The organism is Paenibacillus sp. P5_B5 (assembly GCF_056400365.1).
In genome coordinates this window covers 63,591-85,071 of the sequence record NZ_JBFULK010000021.1, presented here as the reverse complement: position 1 = coordinate 85,071, position 21,481 = coordinate 63,591, and the positions used below count along the sequence as shown (strand labels likewise).

The window sequence follows — 21,481 nt, the reverse complement described above, 5'->3', positions numbered from 1 at the left end:
GAAACAGTGACCAGTTTTCCACCAACGTGATTTGCTAAAGCATAGCATTGCTTTTTAAAATGGCTAATGTCTACCAATGATTCATCGATTTCCGAGTTATAAAATCCAGAAATCCCATCGCGAAGCAACAAATTAAAACACCTCATTTTAACTTCAAACCTTATTAACGTTTCCCCTGATAATTATACCACTTTTCTATAAATAACTGCGTAAAACTGCCCGTTAGCTGAGAAGGCTGCCGATCCATTGCTGACGGCAGCCTTCTACTGATGATTATTGAGCTATAGTGTCCCGTTAGCTTAATGACTTGTGATACGGTTCTCCGCGCTGTCTGTAACGGCAAGTTTTTAATTATCCAGGTCCTCCATCTGATCCAGCCGCGAACCCGGCAACATTAACGAGCGACGTATACTTCTCATTCAGCAGATAATACTTCTTGTCGTCGCGCTGCATCCATGCTTCTTTTGTCTTTGTCGGAAGATCTTGGGGCTGGAGCTTCTCGGCGTCGTACACTGACATAGCCAACTGTCCAAGACCCGGAAACGAAGCGTATCGACGAATCCATAAGTAGGTGCGGCCGTTCTCCTCCGTCACGAAGCTGATCATCGTATTCCCATCCGCACTCAGGAACGTGCCGTCCGCCGAATACTCTTAGATCTGGGCCGGATTATCGGGCGACTGCTCCGAAGTGATGGACATGACGCCGCCTTCGGTAATATCGATGTTTATCGTTGTATTGGTCGCGCCATAGATTCCCGAATACTGCAGCACGGACTCCGGCATAAAGTCAGATGCTCTTATGTAAATTTTTTCCTACTCATCCTTTAACCGTCGTTGATACAAAACAACAGATACAATCGTTAATACAACCGTCCATGCCAAAATAATGAGGAGGGGTTTTAATAAATCTCCCGTCGTAAAGCCTGTACTGCTTACACCTAGCAAACGTACAAGTTGAATGCTTGGTGTATACTCCAGCACTTTGACAATCGGAAAATCACCCAATAGTAATGGTAAAATTGGGGGCGAAGTGAATACAATCGACACAGGAATTATAGATAATGATGCTGCAACCAACGTCTTGCAGAATAAACCACATATCGTCCCAACTGCTGTGTATAGAATAATCGAAAGAATGATTGCTGCCACAAACGCCCATATACTAGCTGGCTCATAGCCAAATATAAACGTAGCAATAGCCAGAGCAACAGCAGACATTACAAAGACTAAAGTACTTTTACCGATTAAAACATCCATGGTCGTCGCCGGAGTCATCATTAATGATCGTAAAGTGTTACGCTCCTTTTCTTCCGCAATCAAGCTTACTTGTACTAAACACGTTAGTAACACAAACGAAGTATTTAGAACCATACCGAAAGCTCCAGGCACAGACGGGGGTGCACCTCGAAGAAGAAGTGCTAAAATAATTGGAAAAAGCACACTAATAGAGAACGCAAAATTGCGCGAAAATTCTTTATAATCCTTTACAAATATCGCTCGAGAACGTTTTAATGAGATACTCATAGTAACTCACTTCCTGTCATTTTAATAAAGATATCACCTAGACTTGGCTCTTTCGTTTCTATTCGATCAATTAACCCTCGTTTCATCCAATCAGCTATTTGATCAGCCGTTCCCTCATCAATCGGGAGCTCGTATGCTTCCCCATTTATTAAGTCAACGCAAACTACGTTATCACGATGCTGTTTTTTAAGTTCCTTTGGTGATCCAATTGTTTGAATTAGTCCTTGATACAAAATCGCTACACGGTTACATATCAATTCTGCCTCAGCCATATCATGCGTAGTTAAAAAAATCGTTGTCCCTCTCTCATTTAAGTAGCGTAACCCTTTATAAATATGTGCTGAGTTTACTGGATCTAAAGCCGAAGTAGGTTCATCTAGTAATAATAATTCTGGCTCATGGATAATCGCGCATGCCAGAAGGACACGCTGACGCATCCCTTTCGATAAGAGATTGACCTTCTTTTTGCGCTCTCCGCTTAAGTTTACAAACTGCAGCACCTTATCGATCGAAGATCTAGGAAGATCATATAATTGGCGAAACAGCTCTAGATTTTCCTCTATAGTTAATCTCTCATATAGACCACTGTTATCCGTCAAAATGCCAAAGCGCATCTTCTGTGCAGACTGATGCATCATCTCCGCTGGCTGATTAAATACACTTGCCTGTCCACTTGTCGGATTTAATTGCGCAGTTAAAATCTTTATTAATGTCGTTTTTCCTGAACCACTCGGACCTAGGAAACCAAAAATTTCTCCTTTCGGAATTGAAAAAGACACATCTGCTAATGCATCCTTATTTCCAAATCTCTTTCGAATACGTTCTACTTGGATAACATCCATTAACACCACTTCCTTAGAGTTGATGGCTTAAATATATACAGATTGCATGCTTCCAGCCATCAAAACCCGCCGAAATGTAGCTATTATAGCCTGAATGGTACCACTGAGTGCTTGATTGGTTCGACATTACTCCGGAAATTAAATGTTAAGAAGTGCTTTTAATTCATGCAATTTTGAACGAGATAACGGAACCACGGCATCTTTACCTGTATTTAATCGCAAGCTGTAGCTATTCTTCGTCCATGTAATAATCTCTCTTACTTTTTGCAGATTAACGATGTAGGATCGATGACACCTAAAAAACCCGAAATTTAACAATCTCTGCTCGAGCTCGGTTAGCGTCAAAGCACAGTCATAATTTTCCCCACCCACATGAACAAGAATCGAACCATCTATACTTTCTATATAATCAATTTCAGGCGGATTAAATAAAATCACTTTATCATTTCTTTTTGTAGATATCTTCTGCAAGGTTATATTGGCCTCATCTTGTTTCTGTACTTCCTGCTTATCCTCTTCTGAGTCCCGAATATCCAATTGATGAAATCCGGACTCGTTCAATCGATAAATTGCATCACAGGAAATAATGGCATCCTCTAAATTCGAAGTTAAAATTAAAATCTGCTTTTCTTTCGAAAGGTCATCAAAAATTCGTTTAAAATGACGACGATCTTGCTCTTCTAAGTAAAAATAGGGTTCCTCCAGTACAAGTGTAGGCTGATGTGCAAAAAAGACACGCAGCAATGTCACATACATCCTTTTCGATGAGCTTAGATCCTTGATTTTTACCTTCCGTTCTTCTTTTAAAGCAAAATAATCCATTAACAAAGCGACACGTTCATTCCTCTCCGTTACTTTGATTAGGAAAGTGATTAGCTCTTCCACCGTTAAACGCATATACTCGTTTTGCCCAGCTCGAAATAAATAATACTCAGAATGATTCACTAATTGATTCATTAAAAGCTGCTTTCGCTTCAAGTCCGTTATAATGCCAATCGATTGGTTCGATGTCATATTTAATTCGATCTTCGGTAGAAATAATTCTCCATCATAATACATTGGTTGAAATTGCATGCCGTCCTCCTGGTCAGTGCCGCTATAGGATATATATAACAATTATAATATTGGGATACTTTTTTGTCAGTTTTCATTGAAAAATATAACGGCATGTCTTCTCTAAGCCATATCAGTATATATTTTGACCATAGAATAGATATCAACAATGCATAGGTCGGGAAAATACGATGAAAGGGGATTTTTCATGCAACAACGCATTCAAAATTTGGATTGGCTCATTCACTCGCGGTAGGTCATAAACGTATTCTCGGGGCGGTTCTGCAAGTGGAATCAGGAGATGGACGACTGTCATGGAGCGGAGCGGCCGGTAATATGAGCTCTGCTAGCCGATTCTTTATCGCTAACACAACTAAACTCTACGTAACCGCAGCCTTATTGAACCTAAGAGCGCTGAATAAAATCGCCTGCACACATATATTCAAACCCATGCACCGCAAGGAAAGCCGCAAAAAAACTTGCCCTTATTTATGATACGGTTCACCGCAAATGATCTCAAACTATCCTGCCCGTTAGTTGAACAAAGGGCTACCACGCGGCAGCCCCTTTCGTTATTGAACTATCATTTCCCGTTAGCGCAACGGCTTTACTTCTACCTATGATACGGTTCACTTCACATCTCATTGGCAAAGTATTGTACATGCTTTATCAACTGCCTACGACTAATGGTTTTATGTCCTCTGTATTTTTTATAACAACATTTCCATCTGCTACATACTGATTTTGGAAAAGAAAATCATAGGTTTCGTTTCTGTTACGTAGGTTTTCATGGGTATCAAAAGCTACCATCGCGCCATCTTTTAAAACCATTACCTTGTCGCAGTCCAAAATAGTAGATAAACGGTGAGCAATGGAAATCATGGTTTTCCCCGATGAAAGGCTCTTGAGCTCCGTAATGATTTCATTCTCATTTTCGTTGTCAAGAGCGCTTGTACTTTCGTCAAAAATTATGATGTCCCTGTCCTGTAAAAACGCACGGGCAATAGATAGGCGCTGTCTCTGGCCCCCTGAAAGTTTTACACCTTTTTCTCCGATTATCGTATCTAATTTATTCTGCAAGGTTTCAATGAAGTCATAAATACTCGCTCTGCGGCAGCACTCTATCAATTCCGCATCGGTTGCGTCGGCCTTTGCCAGCAATAGGTTTTCTCTGATCGTCATATTGAAAAGAACCGGTTCCTGCACAACTATACTAACTTTTTCTGACAGACTCTCGCTGTCCACAGTATATATATCAATGCCGCCAATGCGTACAATACCACCTTGCGGTTTAGTCTTCCCTGTCAACAGTTTAGCGATGGTAGACTTGCCACTTCCGCTTTTTCCGACGATTGCCAGATGTTCACCCTTACTCACGGAGAACGAAATATCGTCAAGAGCAAATGAATTGTTTCCCTCATATGTAAATTCCAAATTTTCAACATTAATATCTGTTCCGTCAATTTTCTTATAGGATCTCTTACCTACTTCTAAATTCAGTATCTCGACAACTTTTTCGATATTCACCGAATCATTCTTGAAGTTTATTATGGAATTACTAATGGTTTCTATATTCCCGAAAAACTGCCCGTAAAAGCTGATAAATACGAGTAGCACACCGACCTGCGAGTAACCATTAATTACGAATAATCCGCCAATAAAATAGATAAACAACTGGGTAATGAAGTTTTTTGTGAAGAACGAATAGGTAATCCCTAGATGCGAATAGAGCTGGCTTAGAAACCAAATAGGCCTTATCTTCTTATAGTGTCCGTTTAATTCATCAAGTTGCACGTCCTCAAGGTTGTTGATCTTGACATCTTTCCAGTTTTGAATATTTGAGTGTAAAAAGGTTTCATACTTTGTTTGCAGTTTCCATAGTTCTTCTTTGGCTTTCTTCGATTTTCCTCCCAAAAAATTAACCGTTATAAAAGATATCGGAACAAAAATAAAACTGATAAGCGCGATCCGCCAGTCGTAACATAACAAAATAACCGCCAGCGCAACAGCGTAAACGACTCCGTAAATAAAATCTAATATATGGGTCGTAAAAAAATTCTCGGCAACAGTAGAATCGCTTTCAATCCGACTCTTAACGTCGCCAATGCTATATTTGCTATATACATCATGATCAAGGCTGGTATATTTTTTCAGCAATTTATTTTTTATTCTCAGGTCATATTTCAGTATTAACCGGTTTGAGAACCTCTTACTGACTGCGATTCCGATTGTCGCAAACAGGAACACAGCCAGATAACCGATGATGACAGGCGCAAGCTCGTTCATATTTTTATCCACTAAAACGCGATTCACCAAAAACGAGTACAAGAATAAAGGGATAAGCCCGAATATTAAGTTCCACACCTTGAAAAAGCCAAGCGCAATCAACGGTTTGTTAATGCCATCTATATCCCGAGTTAATGCCTTAAAGGTTTCCAACCGGTTCATACACTTCATCTCCTATGCACTGTTCGCGGAATAAGTCTATATACGTTTCATTGCTTTTAATCAGTACCTCGTGAGTATCAAAGCCTGCGACAACGCCATCCGCTAAAACCGCGATTTTATCACAGTTTTTGATGGTGGAAAAACGGTGGGCGATTATAATAAGCGTCCGATCTTTCGACATATCCCTCATCATGTTCCGAATAAGCGCTTCGTTCTGGCTGTCAAGGAACGATGTGGCTTCGTCGAAGATCAAAATCTTGGGATTCTTGACTAATATCCTGGCGATAGCCAGACGCTGCTTTTGCCCGCCGGATAATTCTTGCCCGTCAGTTCCAAGCAGCGTGTCCAGTCCGTTCGGAAGTGTCAGGAAAACATCATAAAGGGCGGCTTTCTTAAGCGCTTCCAGCATTGCGTCATCATTATCCTTGTTGTTCGTAAATGAAAGATTGTAACGTAGGGTATGATCATAAAGGATTGTCTCCTGATGGACAATACCCACCTGGCTCCGCAAACTATGCAAGTTATATTCATTTACATTCATACCATCGATCAGAAGCTCGCCGCCGTCAACGTTATATAAATTGTAGAGCAGATTCGCCATCGATGTTTTACCTGCGCCGCTCTTTCCGACTATGCCAATTGTGCTTCCTGCATCAACACGTAGATTGAATCCGTTCAGAACATACTTATCTTCGGTGTACCCAAAAGTGACATTGTTAAATTCAATCGTGCCATCCTTAATTTGTTTCGGAGGATGGCTTTCTTTGTAATCTTCTTCTTCTTCATTCAGAATATCCACGACACGTTGTATGGATACAAGTTGCTTCCCGGCATCTATGATTTTGCCGTTTATGGAGCTGAAGTAGGTCACAGCCATATTGAAATAGCTTAAGGCGGCTACAAAAACGCCGAGCTGCATGTGGCCTTTAACAATGAAATACGCACAGGTCACAAATATCACCAGTTGTGCGATAAGCGTGATGAACGAATTAACCCTTTCTGCCGTCACGTCGATTCTTCCGCTTACCACGTTCATTTTATTGATGGCTGTCGTTTTTCTTGAATAAAACCTCGTTACTTGTTTACGTGCGTTAAGGATTTTTATCTCCTGCAAATTTTTCGCGATTTCAAACAAGTAAGAGGATAGTTTGCCCTGTTCCTTTGAAATATCCTTCCTGACATTCTGCGATTTTTTCTTGAAATGTTTCGAGGTAAAGAACACCACGGGAACCAGAACGACTGTAAAAACTCCCAAAAATAGATTGTAGTAAAACATGAAGCAGACAGCGAATAGTATATGTAAAAAGTTGGAATATACCCAAAGACCACTCGAGAATACGAGATTCATAATATCCTTGGTGTCGTTGTTCATTCGGCTGATCATATCTCCACTATACATCCCGGAGAGGTCTTTCCCTTTTTTATGTAATATCTTTTTGAACAGAGTCCGCCGTATATCAAAGACAAAACCCGTCATCAAATGTGACTGAATGAGATTGTTTAACGTCATAACGACAAACTGATTGAAAATGAGTATGCCAGCATAGATAAAACACAAATTCAAAAAAGCGGTCATGTCTTTATCATAAAAAGCGATATTGATAATTCTCCCGTTGAGGAACGGATAAATCAAATTGATCACCGTTCCTAATGTAGTGATGATGAACCCACATAAAAATACCCATTTGTGCATGAATACAAATTTTGTGACCCATTGCCTTTTTGTCATAAACTCAACTCTCTTATCTATAGAAAATATGGATAACGTTCTTCGAATGTTACCTATCGTAAAATATAATATCTTATTTTACAAACCTCAAAAACGCGTGTTCGCTATTTTGCATAGATTGACACATTCACATTACAATGCCTAAATTCAGGATTTTCAGAAAATAATAACTCTGTTTATCTCTAAAAACCTCAGATTTCCTCATCTTTCCTTTGTTAGTACATTGAGCTACTGTACATACCAAATTATTTACCTTTCACTTTTAAAAGGCGAAGGCTCAATGTAACAATAAGCCTAGCATTCATATCAGCGAATATAGCCAGCCATAAAGTCAACCATCCATGGACAATCAGAATCAATACAAGATGTTTAATTCCCAGTGAAAGCGTATTGTGAACTTATCCCAAAACCACAAAAAAGAGTATCCGGAAGGATCCGAATACTCTATCTTAATTCTATTACAAAATTTATTGCTCGTTCTCATTCTTCTTTTTGCCAAAGATATCAAAGATAATTTTTGCATTGTCGGTATTGTCAATGAGTCCAGAGAATTTTTCTTTTTCTGGACCGAACGCATACACTGGGACATCTTCGCCAGTGTGCCCACCGGTAGTCCAGCCAGTGTTGCTGCGCTCGTTAAAAATGGCTTCAATTGCAGTATCTATTTTACCTTGATCTTTTGAAACCGATGCATCCTGTACAGACTTTATTTCTGCTGCGCTCAGTTCTAGAGCGATATACTTTTTCAGCGTGACTTCCACATTGGCTCCTGCCGCGATTTCCTTAGAGATGAAGTCCGGAGTACGTTTTGCAGCTTTAATCACATCTGGGTCAAAATTATATTTTCCATTTGCCGCAACCGACATACCACCAGTGGAGTGATCGGCAGTAGCAACAACTAATGTATTTCCATCTTTCTTTGCAAAATCAATCGCTGCTTTAAAAGCTTTCTCAAAATCCTGCATTTCACTCATAGCAGCAACCACATCATTATCATGTCCTGCCCAGTCTATTTGACTTCCCTCTATCATCAAGAAGAAACCGTCTTTATCTTTACTCAAGCGATTTATTGCAGCGTTTGTCATGTCTTCTAAAGAAGGTGTGTTTTGGTTGCGATCAATAGCTTTATCTAACCCACCTGTGGCAAATAAGCCAAGTACCTGATTATTTGTATCTTTCAAAAGGGACTCGCGGTCAGTTACATAGCTGTAACCGTCCTTTTTAAACAATTCGGTTAGGTTGCGATCTTTACGCACGAAGTTGCTCAGTCCTCCGCCAAGCAGTACATCCACCTTATGCTTTCCATTGATCATTTGATCATAGTAATCATCTGCGATAGCATCCATGTTTTTACGACTGATATCATGTGCTCCAAATGCAGCAGGAGTGGCGTGTGTAATTTCAGATGTGGCTACCAAACCAGTTGCTTTTCCTTGCTCTTTCGCCTGCTCTAGGACAGTTTTCACTTCTGTATGATCATTATCAACCGCGATGGCAGCATTATATGTTTTTATTCCTGCGGACATTGCCGTAGCAGCAGAAGCCGAGTCGGTAATATTTTCATGCTCGTCTTCAGGGTAAGTCATTTGGTTACCAACTAGATATTTGTCGAATTCCGTTTTTTCCATGACCGGCGTTGACGGATCGTCTTTTATGTAGCGATAGGCTGTTGTGTACGATACCCCCATACCATCCCCAATTAAGAAAATAACATTCTTAATTTTGCCTTTTTCTTTGTTTTGCTCCGCCTTTACTGGATCGACGAGAAAACCTGATACCGTGGCAGTAACCGCAAGGACTGAAACAACCGCAAATGGTACAAGTTTCTTAAAAAATTTTTTCATGATGAACCCCCTATTAGATTAATTGTTTCTCGTTGCTTACATATTTAATATTAATTGACAATTATTAACGGAGGATTATTGTTATGTAAACTCTAAGTTAAAAAAAATATTTTCACTTGACGCTGCCAAATCAATAGTAAAAACATATAAAGAACAAAAATACAAAGTACAATAAAAAAGTAACTTGAATACGTGAAACTTATTGACTCTCCCGTTAGTTCAATTGATTTTTATCTTCAACAATCTTTGATAACCAATCTGTGAACCAATTTTCGGGTAAATTAATCTTTGCTTTATCAAGTACCTGAAGTTGCTCCAAAGTGAATGAATTAACTAAATACAATTCCCATTGGCAGTCAATATCTTCTGCKACCGAGAATGCGTTTTTTTCAATTTGAGCGTTCAAATCAATTCCCCGTAACTTTTCTGTGTAGTCCAAGCACCAGTCTGCCAATTCGGCATGAGTAAATAAATTTGTCTTGTTTATTACCTTTATTAATAATTGTTTAAGGTTATCAGCCGTATAAGTTACATTGATTTGTCGATTTATTGTCATAGGACACCTCATTAAATAAGCGAAATTTCTCTATTACTTCTTCTGCCTATTGTTTAAACTATCCTGCCCGTTAGTTGAGATAAGGCAGCCGATAGTCTGGCTGCCTTTTCCTGTTGTTTATTTAGCTATCGTGTCCCGTCAGTTCAATATAAAAAGATGTTTGTAAAGCTTTCTGCCGTTGAAATCATATTTAACTCCAAGTCACTTTGCATAAATCTAACCCCCACCGAGTTCAATCGTTTTCGTGGCGACACGGTCGTGAAATTCCCGATCATGCTCTACGAACACAATGGTCGGCGCATACTCAAGCAGTAGCTCTTCAATCTGCATCCGGGAAATCACGTCGACAAAGTTAAGCGGTTCGTCCCAAATATGCAGATGCGCCTCTTCGCATAGGCTTCTCGCGATCAGAACCTTCTTCTTCTGCCCACCGCTAAACGCCGACATATCCTTCTCAAACTGGATGCGGGCGAAATCAAGCTTACGCARCAGGGACTTAAATAAGCTTTCGTCGATTCCATGCTCTGCTGCATAATCGGAAAGCGATCCTCGCAGATGAGAGGTGCTCTGGGATACATAGGAAACGCGAAGCTGCGGCTCTCTCCGAAACGTACCTGTATAGTGYAGCGTCTCTCCGTTGAGCAGGCGGAGCAGGCTAGACTTGCCCGAACCGTTTGGACCTGAAATTGCGATCCGATCCCCTTGTTCAATCGTCAAGCAAACGTTCTCGCAAACCGTTTTTTCCCCGTAGTAAATCGTGATTTGATCCAGCACGGCCAGTTCTGATCTGGAATACGCGAGCTGAGAAATCGCAAGGCTTTCTGACTGTTCGATATTTCGGAGCAGTTTCGATTTTTCCTCTACAGCGTTGTTTTGCCGCTGCTCGATGGATTTCGCGCGTTTCATCATTTTTGCTGCTTTGTGCCCAACGTAACCCTTGTCCAGCTTGGAGCCGGAGTTTCGTGTGCCATTTTTTGATTTTTCGATCTCGTTAGACCAGCCACTCGTGCGTTTGACGGAAGTCGATAAACGCTGTATGTCTTTATGCAGTTTTTCGTTTTTAGCCAATTCGAACGTGTCCTGGCGAGTTTTGTTCGTCCACCAGCTKGAGAAACTGCCTTTTTGGATTTCAATATTCGTTTTATTAATCGATAGAACATGATCGACGCAGCGGTCGAGAAATGTCCGATCGTGTGAAACAAGAATAAAACCGTGCTTGGTGTTCAGATAATCGCCTACAAGCTTGCGTGCATGAAAGTCGAGATGATTGGTCGGCTCGTCGATGAGCAAAAATCGATTSTCCTGGATGAATAGCACGGCCAGCAGCACCTTCGTCTGCTCTCCTTGGGACAGTGAATCGAATGGTCGGTACAACGCGTCTTCCGAGACCTTAAGCAGGTTCAGTTCGCGCATCAACTTCCACCGCTCATAGCCTGGTACGATTTCTTCGATGACGTCGACGGTCAAATATTCCGGATGTTCGACGGGAAACGGAAAATAATCAAAGGCCACCGGTGCTGAGATCGTGCCGCTGTATTCATATTTCCCCTGTAACAGGTTAAAGAACGTCGTTTTCCCCCTACCGTTACGACCTGTAAACCCCAGCTTCCAGTCTGTATCGATTTGAAAATGAACATTTTCGAATATGAGGTCATAGTTGCCTGGATAGGCAAAAGTGAGATTGGATACCTGAATCGCGGGCATGGTGATCATCCTTTCGTATGAAAAAAAAATAGAGCCGCAAGAAAGGTGCTTTCTTGCGGCTCATCTCGCAGCAAGAAAGTTCTACATGTATTCGTTCAACTCCCGTCATCAAATTTACGTACAGTTTATCACAATCGTAATATAACTACAACCTGCGCCGTCCGTTTAGGCTGAAGCTTTGTGAATCTCCTCCATACTCCTTCGCTTGATTCCTGTTATTTCACTATCCTGCCCGTTACTTCAATGAACATCAAAGAGGAGCTGTCCTTACGGTAGCTCCACGCTATCGTACCCGTTAGCTCAATGATCCTCTCATTTCAACCGCTCCTATTCGTTTCTATTTCATTAGTTCAGCGAGCAGATGAAATCTGCAGCTGCTGCAATTGCTCCGATAAACGCTCCAATACGGCAATCCCGTTTTTCTCGTGTTCACTAGCTTCCTGCAGCAGTAGGATCGCTCTCTCCGCGGTCTATGGGTCATTGGGTGTCGTATCCTCGCCGTCGAAAGGGAACATGCCGCACAACAAGTGGAACGACTCCGCGCAAAGGGGATAATGCCGAGCCGCTTCAAGAGGAAGCTCCCATCTTGCCATCTCTCACTCCTGCCCACTCGGCAGCCGTAGTTGGGGTTTCTTTCCTTCTTCATTCCACTATTCTACCTGTTAGCAGAATCATTCATGGAGAAATTCAAATGATTACTGACGTTTCAGGAAACTCATTATTTCAGCATTAAGTACCTTTTGAAATTGTTTCCGATCAAAGCCGGGAGGATCTTGAGTAGGGAGAAATGACGGGGAGATCATCGAAGCTGGGAATGGGCTCAGAAAGGAAAAGTGTCCTGCATTTTTTACTGTTCTATATTGAATCTTATTTCGGTCAGCAACCCCACTCACGATAATTTGCGCGTGAAAAGAAGGAGTGTACGGATCCTTTTCGGCGTCAAGCATCAATATCGGAACATTAACCATACTTAACGCCCCCTCGGATTGAAACCATACCGATGCCGGCGCTAGCAATACCAGTGACTGAATTCGGGGATCCGGTGCAACTTCTATGCGTTGCGGTTGTCCGTCCGGCGTCTCGTGTGGAAATGATGTAGGCAAACCACCCGCCGCTGCCAAAGCTGTGTAACCGCCGAGCGAATGACCGACAATGGAAACGGCATTCGGTTTTATTTTTTCTGCAAACATCTTATTATCAAAAAACCAGTCAACGGCCATACGAATATGTCTCGGTCTGTAGGTAAGATTTTGTATTGTACCTTCCAAGCTATTATTGTTCCTGTTATTGAACGGATGTTCAGGCATTCCGACGATAAAACCGTTCCGTGCTAAATGCCGAGCTAATAATCGATATACAAGCGGTGAACCGCCAGTACCGTGCGAGATCAAAACTAAGGGAAACATTCCCTCCAAGGCTTCCGCGTCTCTCGCCAACTCTAACGAGTATGGCCCCAATTGAACGCTTTGCTCAGCCGTTCCTGTAGGATACATCACCCACATTGGAAAAGAAATGCCCAGAGACGTATCGGATATTTCTACTCTATGGTATCCCGCATAGCCTAGCTGTGTTTCTCCATTTATGTTCACTTTATACTTTCCTCCCCTGAGAAATATTAAGCTATAGGCTCAATTGGAATGTAAATGTCAATTTCAGAATCTTCACTCATCGGTCCGAGGTATCTGTGATCATAATGTGCAAATTCCGGCTGGTTCATACGCGTATTCTCTGATTTAGGTAACCAAGTGCTATAAATGTATTCAAACGTATCTTGAATTCTTGCGACAGTTCCCTTATGCGTGAATACTGCGTACGTTGCTGGTTGAATTACTTTATACACCATTCCTTCAGGCAACTCTACCTCTTCGTCGATCTCAATACAGGCTGTATAAGAGGCTTCCCAATTATCTCCAGCAAGTTCAATTAAAGAGTAATAAATAGACTTGAGATCTTTCCTTCTATTAAGTTCTGATATGCGTTGTCGGAAGATGCTCCATAGCTTTCCAATATCGTGAGAATGAAGTCCTCGTATTTCCATACCAGCCAAATGAAGTCTTCCCTTTGTGATGATAACGGGGTCAAGAGCTGCTCCATTGTGAAATTGCCGTAGCCAAGTTTCATCCAATGCCTTCTTTTCCATTGCCCGGAAAGGCGTATCCTTCATATCCGCTTGCTTACGAAACTGCCCTGGCGTGATAGAAAACCTTTGCTGAAATGCCCGTGTAAAAGCCTCCTGTGATGTGAAATGATATTTGATGGCGATCTCTACTATTCGAAGGTTGGAGTAAAACAAGTCATATGCAGCGAGGGTTAATCTCCTTTTCCTAATATACTCCGAAACGGAGTTTCGTGTAATGGATTGAAAAATTCGGTGAAAATGATATGGTGAGTAACCTACTCGTTCCGCAATTTTATCTGCGGTTATTACATCTAATAGATGTTCTTCTATGTAGGAAATCGCTTTAGTTACCGATTCAAAATATTGCATTCCAACGCCTCCATGTAGCTAACACCACTATACTATAATTCAAGTTATCATTTTCGATATATTTTGCGAAGTTGAAGGCAGAACTTATTAAACAGTACCCGCAGCAATTCTGCCCTTTAGCTTAATAAAATGAGCAGACTGCGATACCCCTAGATCACTTTCCCACCACCCACCAAAACCTTTTATTTAAATAGTTGGCATATATCGTTGAACTGTATACAATTAAACTATACAGTTTGACAATATAGTTGAACGATATAGTTGGACGATATAGTGAGGTGGCATGATATGAATAGACATAAATTATTGCCGTTAACCGAAACAATGAGTTACATTATGCTGGCATTACAAGAGCCTACACACGGTTATGTCATTATGCAAAAGGTAGAGGAAATGAGTGGCGGTGACGTACGGCTTGCTGCTGGAACTTTATATGGTGCGGTTGAAAATTTATTGAAGCATGAACTGATTGAACGTGTCGAAACGGAGGATGCCCGAAGAAAAGTCTATGTTTTAACGGACAAAGGAAGAGAAATTTTACAGCTGGATATGCAAAGAATGCAACATATCATCAATGTTTACAAAGGAGGATATATAAATGAAGAAATTTAAGAGGTTTGTCGATATCCGTAAAGAAGAAGCTTGGCTTAATGAGCAACTGAAAGAGGGCTATGAATTGGTAAAAACAAGTTCGTTAGGCTATTATCAATTCAAAAAAACAACTGATACGAATCAGATCATTAAATTAGACTTTCAAAAGTATTTAACGAAGGAAAAGTTAGATACATACATCGAGCTATATGAAGAGTTCGGCTGGAAACATGTTGCTGGCAGCCGATTTAGTTCTGTTCATTATTGGATCAAAGAGCAGGATGGTCATGATGAATTGTTCTCAGATGCACCATCAACGGGCGCGATGCTGCAGCGAATGGCTAGCTATTACTTTATGATGTTCGTAGTATTGTTGATCCTCATTCCTTCAGGAGATGGAAATCTACTCTATTTGAATCCAATATCTTCCTACTTAACTCCTGGATTATGGGAAAAACAAGGTAGCCATTTTGTTCAGTCCTTTTTATTTGAAACTCCTATTGCTTTAATGCGTTTCGGTTCTACTTGGCTGTTTATCATCATGACATTATTCTTTGCAATCAAATATACGAAGTGTAAAAAACAAGAAAAAACATTTACTGAATAATACAAACCAGCCTGAGGGCTGGTTTGACTATTTTCTGCGATGATTTCTTTTAATGGGGTTCATCCAGACAATTCGGGCAGGACAAGGCAAATAGCAATAGATGAAACGCTTAACGTACGAACATATCCGTTTCGTGACGTGACCCTTATTAATTAAATACTTACAGCTTCTGTCGCCACGCAAACCTGCCCGTTAGTTGAACAAAGGGCTACCACACGGCAGCCCCTTTCGTTATTGATCTATTGTTACCCGTTAGCGGAATGACATAGTCAAAATTCAATATAAAATGGCTGAAGTTCTGTATTTAAACAAAACTCTATTCTCTGCCTGAAATTTTTCCAAGTCACCATCTCTAATGCTACTTCGATTGGAAAACAGTTGATTCTTTTAAGCACGTTAGTTGAGTGCAGATGTGTAAAGGTATTTATTTAACTATCAAGTTCAGGTTTTTATTATCGTATAATCTGATAACTTTATTTTGATATAACTGCAACTTGGCTTCAAACTTGTCTCTTTTACTTTCAAAATCCTGTGTCCATTTATACATCATTTTTAACATCATAATATCAGATTTATAATGACACTTTTCGATACCAAGTTTTTGCTTAAGAAACCGAACGAATATTCTGATTCTACGCTTCCATAGCGGTGTATCAAGAAATATAATTGTATCTGCCATTTCATATAAACATTGATATGATTCACGATCTGTTCCTTCGAATATCCAATTTCCGTCTTTATCAATATCCATAATAACTTCAAATTGTTCATCTGCTGTACGTTTAAATCGCCCCGCCGCTGTTTGATGATGAACAATAGAATCCAGTTCATACCAAGGAACATTAATTTTTTTTGATAATCGCTTTGCTAATGTTGTTTTACCACTGGCTACAATTCCAATTATGAGAACCTTTTTCATATGATCCCCTTATTCAGCATTCCGAATCTGACTACAGAGTAGTTTTTGCAATATCTCTTTATCCGCCAGCCACACCTTACTTGGTTCAATTCAAATCTAGCCCTAGTGAATCAATTTCATAATACCTTTAGCTGCTTCAATCAAGGCTATATATAGATCAAAACGGTTTAATTTGTCTATATATAGTTTCAATTTAATGGTTTCAATGAGTTATGAAATTGATTCTAGTCTAACTTTTAACTTCGTTAAATAAGGAACACAAATAGTTGCAACCCCGAACGTAAACTCCGCTACAATAATCGCCATAGCTACATCTGCGACTACATGCTGCTTTACAAACACAGTCGATGCAATAATCAATATACCAACGATATGGACTACAATTCGCGTAGTATTTTTAAGTACTGTGGCCCCCTTCATCACTAAGTATGTGGTGAGCACATGGATGCTAGGAAAGCAGTTATAAGGAAGATCATGCTCATAAATAATACTGACCAATTTATTGAGTAAACCCGATGTACTTACAATTGGACGTGGAACCGTCGTCTGAAAATAGTAATAGAAAACATAACAGACAATTAGCCCTAAACAGAGTGCAAATAACGTATTTAGATAAGTCTTTACATCTTTCAAGAAAATCAGTACTAAAACTACTGCGATAAATGGATACCAGGTGATATAAGGAATAATAAATGCTGGTATGAACGGAATCACCGCATCAAACGGTGTCATCAGTACTCGAACACCTGGCTCGTGCTCATTCAGAAGTTGATAGAAAATATTAAGAAAAGGTATAGCAAACATCCAAAGCAAAGGCTTATATCGCAGCCATTTACTTACTCCATACGTCGTAGTGTCATTCATTTCTTCATATATCCTTTCAATTCCTACATAAAATGAGATGTGTAAAGTAATCTATCATAATTGTGATTTAGCGTCTAGCACAATCCCCTAAATAACAAAATATAACACAATAGAGGCTATCCAATGAAAGGCAGCCCCTAATATAGCATATCCAAATCTAGTAATCTAGAATCATTTATAATTTTGGATCAAATCATTCAATGTATCACGTCTGCGTATAAGTTCATCGCTACCATCCGTACGAATAATAACTTCTGCTGGGCGCAAACGATTGTTATAGTTGGAACTCATCGCGTAACCATAAGCCCCAGTATCCATAATACCACAAATGTCGCCTTCTTCAATGACTGGCACTTCCCGATCTTTGGCAATGATATCTCCGCTTTCACAAATGTTACCTACGATTGTAGCTAGCTCAAGATTATCCCCTTGTAAGCGCGAGCCATTCCTGTAGAATTCAAGATCATGCCATGAGTCATACATCACTGGTCTTGCTAATACATTGAAGCCTACATCTGTTCCCACATACTTCGTTGTTCCATTATGCTTAATCGCATGCACTCTTCCCAAAATAACGCTAGATTCTGCAACTACATAACGACCAGGCTCCGTATGGAAAGCAATCTCCTTACCATATTTAGCAGCCCAGTTCTCTAGCACACTTGATAACTGACTTCCTAACTCTTTGAGATCGAGACGTTGCTCACCGCTCTGCTTCCGATAAGGAATACCGAAGCCACCACCAAAATCAATAAATTCAAGATCATCGAATTGCTCTGCAACGTTAAGTAAAGCTTCCGCTCCCGCTACATAGCCACTCGGCTCCATAAATAACGAACCCAAATGTTGATTGAGACCAATAATTCGGAGGTTATATTCTTTGGCGATGCTTTGAGCTACATCTACCTCATCATATCGTACACCGAACTTCGTATTCTTTCCAGCCGTGATCACCTTCTCGTGATGTCCTACGCCTCTACCTGCATTAATTCGAATAGCAACCTCCGCGCCTGGGTTAAGTCGACCGAACATGCGTAATTGGGATAAGGAATCCACACTAACCTTAATTCCTGCATCTATCGCATACTGCATTTCCTCTTCAGATACATTATTCGCTACATAGAAAATCTCCTCAGGCTTATAACCACTTTGAAGGAGAATGAAGATTTCACCTGGTGCCATCGCATCCGTATGTAGACCTTCATCACGAATTACTTTAAGCAGTTCCATGTTGGAATTTGCTTTAGCTGAGTATTGAACTTTAAAATGAGAATAGGTGACTAAATTGCGCATCTCTTTACACCGATCTCTCAAAACTGCTTCATTATAGACATAAAGTGGACTGCCGTATTTCTGCACAAGCTCTTCAGGTGTTGTATTTCCATAAAATCCATTACTAATTAAATCATGCTGTGACATAATATGACGCCCCCTTCATATAACTTATCCGTTAATTTTAATGTATGATTAAGATTACTATATAGATAAGCATGAAATAGGGAAATGGAACGATTGAATAAAAATTTGTATTAATTTGCAGGGGCGATTATATGATCTCTTTAACAGAAGCTTCATTTATAGCAACTAATTTCTTTTCCAAAATTAAATGTGAACCTGAGTGGAAATGGCCTGAGCGTGAAAAGCCCCTTGAGAATTACGATTTATTCTATGTTTGGGATGGCTATGGCGATGTGATCGTTAACGGCCACTCCTATCCAGTAGAAAAAGGCAGCTGCTTTCTATTCCATCCAGGGGATTATACAAGTGCTACGCATCAGAAAGAGAACCCATTGACGATAACCTATATTCATTTCAATATATCCGGACAAGCTGAGCTAATACCATCTATATTTAGACAGATTATTGACCCTACAGCCATTGAAACACTTCTCAGTCGGTATGTTCATCTGCGATTATCTCCCTTATTTGGAAGTGTAGAAGAAGCTACGCTTATTCTGAAGCAGCTTATGATTAATTTGCTTCGCTACGATCTATTAGAGCTTGAGCACAAACCCCAAACTAGTAAGGTGATGCAGGACCGGATTCTCGAAATTGCTAATTTCATCAAGGAGCACCCTGCCGATTGGTATTCTGTTGCAGATCTTGCTAGTCGCGCGCAGCTTTCTAAGCGATATCTAGCAACTAAATTCAAGCAGTACATGGGAATGACTCTGCAAGAATATGAAATTCGAGCTCGAGTGGAAAGAGCCGAGTTTCTGCTACATTACTCTGGAATGACAGTCTCTGATGTAGCTCATGCTTTGGGATATAAGGATGTGTATTTTTTCAGCAAGCAATTCAAGAAGCACTACGGCAAAAGTCCGTCCTCCATTAGATAAGGGGATGCGCTGCCATTAATGTTGTCAAAGTTAGCCAATATAATCTTAATGCCTAATGGATATAGTAACAAAGAAACTATTGTCCAGGAGGGTAAAACGTGGATAACACCCATGAATTTGTAGAGAAATTACACGATACACAGGAGAAAGACGAGAAGAATCGGAAGCATCAAGGCAAAGGAACACCATCTGACAAGCTACCTACTAAACAGCACAGTACGAACAAATAATGTCCAAAAGCCATGATCTTAGGATCACGGCTTTTTCTTGTGCTGGGACAGTTTATCCTTCAGGTGATAATACAAGTATCATGAAATAAGGATTTAAACTACCATTGCATAAAATTACGGGAATTATGACTTAAAGGCTTCCAATCGGCTCTATCCTGTCGATAGAGATTAGGATCACCCGATTCAAGAAATCCTTTGAAGGTGTCTATCATTTGCTTGTGTAGCGCTTCTCGGCTTTCTCGGTTGTGATCCGACCAGACAAAGCGGGCTAAATTAGGCCTGTCAGACAAGAAGGTCCCGAACGTACTTATTACATCCAGACCATGAAAAGAACCGAACATGGCTCGCCAAGGCTGCGGCAACTCATTCCAACTGAATTTGTACTGATAAATAGGGTGTGGAATATCCGTAACCTTACGCATTAACTTGTTGTCGAACCAGTAATGCAGAATTTGATCGAACAATTTGCATTTGAGTTTATACGAAAGATAAGCAGGCAGCTTCATAAATTCCTTTCTTGTAAAATGCGGATTACGAGCGTTAAATTCCTCCCACAGACGCTTCTGATCTTTATAGCCATGAATAAGTAAAAGACTAGCTTCATTGCGTACTGTGCCAATAATCATCGGAACAGGAACTGCCAATTGAAGCTCTTTCTTATTTCCTAGAGGCAGAACATTACCATCCCGAATGTGAGAAATTTGCTTCACACCTTTAGCCGCCTGTAATATAGCTGCCGTATCTTTACTAAGTAAATACTCACGTATATTGGTCAATCCCATTTGTCGTTTATAGCTATCCGCCTCTTTGCTCGAGGTAATTAACCCATCCTGCATGAGTAATGAAGTAATAAGCTCTTCCGCTGCTTGTTCGGCTAACTGAGTCGAACGGAGCTGAGGGAATCCAGACATCGCTATCGCTTTATGAAACAATCCTGTGGCTAGGTTAGAGTGAATGAGCCCCCATACATTCATACATCCCGCGGAATGACCTTGAATCGTAACGTTATCAGAGTCTCCGCCAAACTTAGCAATATTACGACGGACCCATTCCAAAGCTTTAATCAGATCCAGCGTCACATAATTTCCAGAGTCATCAATGGAATCACCTGTATGAAGAGCAGGGTGATACAGTGCGCCGAAGAATGCCAAGCGGTAGTTCACGGTCACCACTATCGCTCCCGTTTCTTCTGCAAGCCTTGAAGCTTCATAAATGGGATCGCTAGCCGTACCTCTTGTATTGCTTCCCCCATGTATAAACACGAGTACGGGTCTCTTCTGACTGCTATCTGTAATCGGGGCCCATACATTTAGATAGAGACTATCTTCTGAACCTACAAGTTGTCCGTAAAGCTCCGTTCCACTCGTCCCGTAAATATTGCCCAGCTGTGCAGATGGCGACTTAAACGCCTTCGCTTGATAAACACCTTCCCAATCCTCCACATTTCGGGGCGCCTTCCAGCGCAAATCCCCGATTGGTGGCGCAGCATAAGGAATTCCCAAGTAGATATCCAATTTCGGGTGACGAACCCCCTCTATCCATCCTTCAGCCGTATGCACACGAGGTGCTTGTTCCGTCGACATCAACATAGCCCATCTCCATTCTCTCAAGAATTTTATTAACGGGGTTTATTATTGTAAGAGTTTACATTTCATCTGGTGAAGAGAATGACGAGCAGCGGTTTCCTATACAACGAAAATCAATGACTTTGAATAGGTCCACTGCTTCACCTCCAATCCTAAA

Annotated in this window: 22 protein-coding genes and 1 pseudogene; 6 read left to right on the top strand and 17 right to left on the bottom strand. The window is 40.7% G+C overall.

The annotated features are described in order from the left end of the window. Positions 1 to 351 precede the first annotated feature (351 nt). The 5 genes from AC1DOK_RS21830 to AC1DOK_RS21810 all read right to left on the bottom strand — a co-directional run bounded on the left by AC1DOK_RS21830 (position 352) and on the right by AC1DOK_RS21810 (position 3,440). The gene (locus tag AC1DOK_RS21830; protein ID WP_477556413.1) at positions 352 to 519 is read right to left on the bottom strand and encodes a hypothetical protein; all 168 of its coding nucleotides are present in this window, start codon (positions 517 to 519) and stop codon (positions 352 to 354) included. A gap of 132 nt (positions 520 to 651) precedes the next feature. After that, positions 652 to 783, bottom strand: coding sequence for a hypothetical protein (locus AC1DOK_RS21825; RefSeq protein ID WP_477556412.1), 132 nt, complete (start codon positions 781 to 783; stop codon positions 652 to 654). Between the two features lie 30 nt (positions 784 to 813). Beyond that, entirely contained in the window at positions 814 to 1,524 is a 711-nt protein-coding gene (locus AC1DOK_RS21820; protein ID WP_477556411.1) for an ABC transporter permease, read from the bottom strand. Then, positions 1,521 to 2,366, bottom strand: a complete 846-nt coding sequence (locus AC1DOK_RS21815; protein WP_477556410.1) for an ABC transporter ATP-binding protein — start codon at positions 2,364 to 2,366, stop codon at positions 1,521 to 1,523. Before AC1DOK_RS21815 ends, AC1DOK_RS21820 begins: the two co-directional genes overlap by 4 nt. 138 nt (positions 2,367 to 2,504) lie before the next feature. Continuing rightward, entirely contained in the window at positions 2,505 to 3,440 is a 936-nt protein-coding gene (locus AC1DOK_RS21810; RefSeq protein ID WP_477556409.1) for a LytTR family transcriptional regulator DNA-binding domain-containing protein, read from the bottom strand. A gap of 213 nt (positions 3,441 to 3,653) precedes the next feature. On the opposite strand from AC1DOK_RS21810, the gene AC1DOK_RS21805 reads away from it, so the two are divergent. Further along, a complete protein-coding gene (locus tag AC1DOK_RS21805) occupies positions 3,654 to 3,914 on the top strand; it encodes a hypothetical protein (protein ID WP_477556408.1) in 261 nt (86 codons plus the stop codon). Positions 3,915 to 4,088: 174 nt separating this feature from the next. On the opposite strand, the gene AC1DOK_RS21800 is transcribed toward AC1DOK_RS21805, so the two are convergent. From AC1DOK_RS21800 to abc-f, 5 genes are all read right to left on the bottom strand, one after another. Further along, the gene (locus AC1DOK_RS21800; protein ID WP_477556407.1) at positions 4,089 to 5,867 is read right to left on the bottom strand and encodes an ABC transporter ATP-binding protein; all 1,779 of its coding nucleotides are present in this window, start codon (positions 5,865 to 5,867) and stop codon (positions 4,089 to 4,091) included. After that, positions 5,845 to 7,596, bottom strand: a complete 1,752-nt coding sequence (locus AC1DOK_RS21795; RefSeq protein WP_477556406.1) for an ABC transporter ATP-binding protein — start codon at positions 7,594 to 7,596, stop codon at positions 5,845 to 5,847. Before AC1DOK_RS21795 ends, AC1DOK_RS21800 begins: the two co-directional genes overlap by 23 nt. Before the next feature lie 467 nt (positions 7,597 to 8,063). Next, positions 8,064 to 9,440 carry an alkaline phosphatase gene (locus AC1DOK_RS21790; protein WP_477556405.1) on the bottom strand — a complete coding sequence of 459 codons (1,377 nt, stop codon included), beginning with the start codon at positions 9,438 to 9,440 and terminating at the stop codon, positions 8,064 to 8,066. A 214-nt stretch (positions 9,441 to 9,654) separates the two neighbouring features. Continuing rightward, positions 9,655 to 9,996: a hypothetical protein gene (locus tag AC1DOK_RS21785; protein WP_477556404.1), complete on the bottom strand. Its 342-nt coding sequence runs from the start codon at positions 9,994 to 9,996 to the stop codon at positions 9,655 to 9,657. Between the two features lie 216 nt (positions 9,997 to 10,212). Continuing rightward, positions 10,213 to 11,700, bottom strand: coding sequence for a ribosomal protection-like ABC-F family protein (gene abc-f / locus AC1DOK_RS21780; RefSeq protein WP_477556403.1), 1,488 nt, complete (start codon positions 11,698 to 11,700; stop codon positions 10,213 to 10,215). A 472-nt stretch (positions 11,701 to 12,172) separates the two neighbouring features. On the opposite strand from abc-f, the gene AC1DOK_RS21775 reads away from it, so the two are divergent. Next, the gene (locus tag AC1DOK_RS21775; RefSeq protein ID WP_477556402.1) at positions 12,173 to 12,433 is read left to right on the top strand and encodes a hypothetical protein; all 261 of its coding nucleotides are present in this window, start codon (positions 12,173 to 12,175) and stop codon (positions 12,431 to 12,433) included. On the opposite strand, the gene AC1DOK_RS21770 is transcribed toward AC1DOK_RS21775, so the two are convergent. Together AC1DOK_RS21770 and AC1DOK_RS21765 are read right to left on the bottom strand one after the other, a co-directional pair. Next, a complete protein-coding gene (locus AC1DOK_RS21770; protein ID WP_477556401.1) occupies positions 12,396 to 13,289 on the bottom strand; it encodes an alpha/beta hydrolase family protein in 894 nt (297 codons plus the stop codon). The genes AC1DOK_RS21775 and AC1DOK_RS21770 overlap by 38 nt on opposite strands. Before the next feature lie 26 nt (positions 13,290 to 13,315). Continuing rightward, complete coding sequence (locus AC1DOK_RS21765) at positions 13,316 to 14,188, bottom strand: AraC family transcriptional regulator (protein WP_477556400.1); 873 nt, start codon at positions 14,186 to 14,188, stop codon at positions 13,316 to 13,318. A 288-nt stretch (positions 14,189 to 14,476) separates the two neighbouring features. On the opposite strand from AC1DOK_RS21765, the gene AC1DOK_RS21760 reads away from it, so the two are divergent. Then, entirely contained in the window at positions 14,477 to 14,800 is a 324-nt protein-coding gene (locus AC1DOK_RS21760; protein WP_477556399.1) for a PadR family transcriptional regulator, read from the top strand. Next, positions 14,787 to 15,386: a DUF2812 domain-containing protein gene (locus AC1DOK_RS21755; protein ID WP_477556398.1), complete on the top strand. Its 600-nt coding sequence runs from the start codon at positions 14,787 to 14,789 to the stop codon at positions 15,384 to 15,386. Before AC1DOK_RS21760 ends, AC1DOK_RS21755 begins: the two co-directional genes overlap by 14 nt. Positions 15,387 to 15,655: 269 nt before the next feature. Here the strand turns inward: AC1DOK_RS21755 and AC1DOK_RS21750 are convergent. The 4 genes and pseudogenes from AC1DOK_RS21750 to lysA all read right to left on the bottom strand — a co-directional run. Further along, positions 15,656 to 15,769, bottom strand: a pseudogene (locus AC1DOK_RS21750) (NUDIX hydrolase); the annotation flags it as partial. A 41-nt stretch (positions 15,770 to 15,810) separates the two neighbouring features. Next, positions 15,811 to 16,305: a P-loop NTPase family protein gene (locus AC1DOK_RS21745; RefSeq protein WP_477556397.1), complete on the bottom strand. Its 495-nt coding sequence runs from the start codon at positions 16,303 to 16,305 to the stop codon at positions 15,811 to 15,813. Between the two features lie 210 nt (positions 16,306 to 16,515). Continuing rightward, positions 16,516 to 17,169 carry a phosphatase PAP2 family protein gene (locus AC1DOK_RS21740; RefSeq protein ID WP_477556396.1) on the bottom strand — a complete coding sequence of 218 codons (654 nt, stop codon included), beginning with the start codon at positions 17,167 to 17,169 and terminating at the stop codon, positions 16,516 to 16,518. A 171-nt stretch (positions 17,170 to 17,340) separates the two neighbouring features. Next, on the bottom strand, positions 17,341 to 18,588 hold the full coding sequence (lysA, locus tag AC1DOK_RS21735) for a diaminopimelate decarboxylase (RefSeq protein ID WP_477556395.1): 1,248 nt from the start codon (positions 18,586 to 18,588) through the stop codon (positions 17,341 to 17,343). Positions 18,589 to 18,719: 131 nt separating this feature from the next. On the opposite strand from lysA, the gene AC1DOK_RS21730 reads away from it, so the two are divergent. Continuing rightward, positions 18,720 to 19,508 carry a helix-turn-helix domain-containing protein gene (locus AC1DOK_RS21730; RefSeq protein WP_477556394.1) on the top strand — a complete coding sequence of 263 codons (789 nt, stop codon included), beginning with the start codon at positions 18,720 to 18,722 and terminating at the stop codon, positions 19,506 to 19,508. A gap of 98 nt (positions 19,509 to 19,606) precedes the next feature. Beyond that, positions 19,607 to 19,738, top strand: a complete 132-nt coding sequence (locus AC1DOK_RS21725; protein WP_477556393.1) for a DUF4023 domain-containing protein — start codon at positions 19,607 to 19,609, stop codon at positions 19,736 to 19,738. A gap of 98 nt (positions 19,739 to 19,836) precedes the next feature. Here the strand turns inward: AC1DOK_RS21725 and AC1DOK_RS21720 are convergent, their stop codons facing one another. Beyond that, a complete protein-coding gene (locus AC1DOK_RS21720) occupies positions 19,837 to 21,327 on the bottom strand; it encodes a carboxylesterase/lipase family protein (protein ID WP_477556392.1) in 1,491 nt (496 codons plus the stop codon). Positions 21,328 to 21,481: the final 154 nt, after the last annotated feature.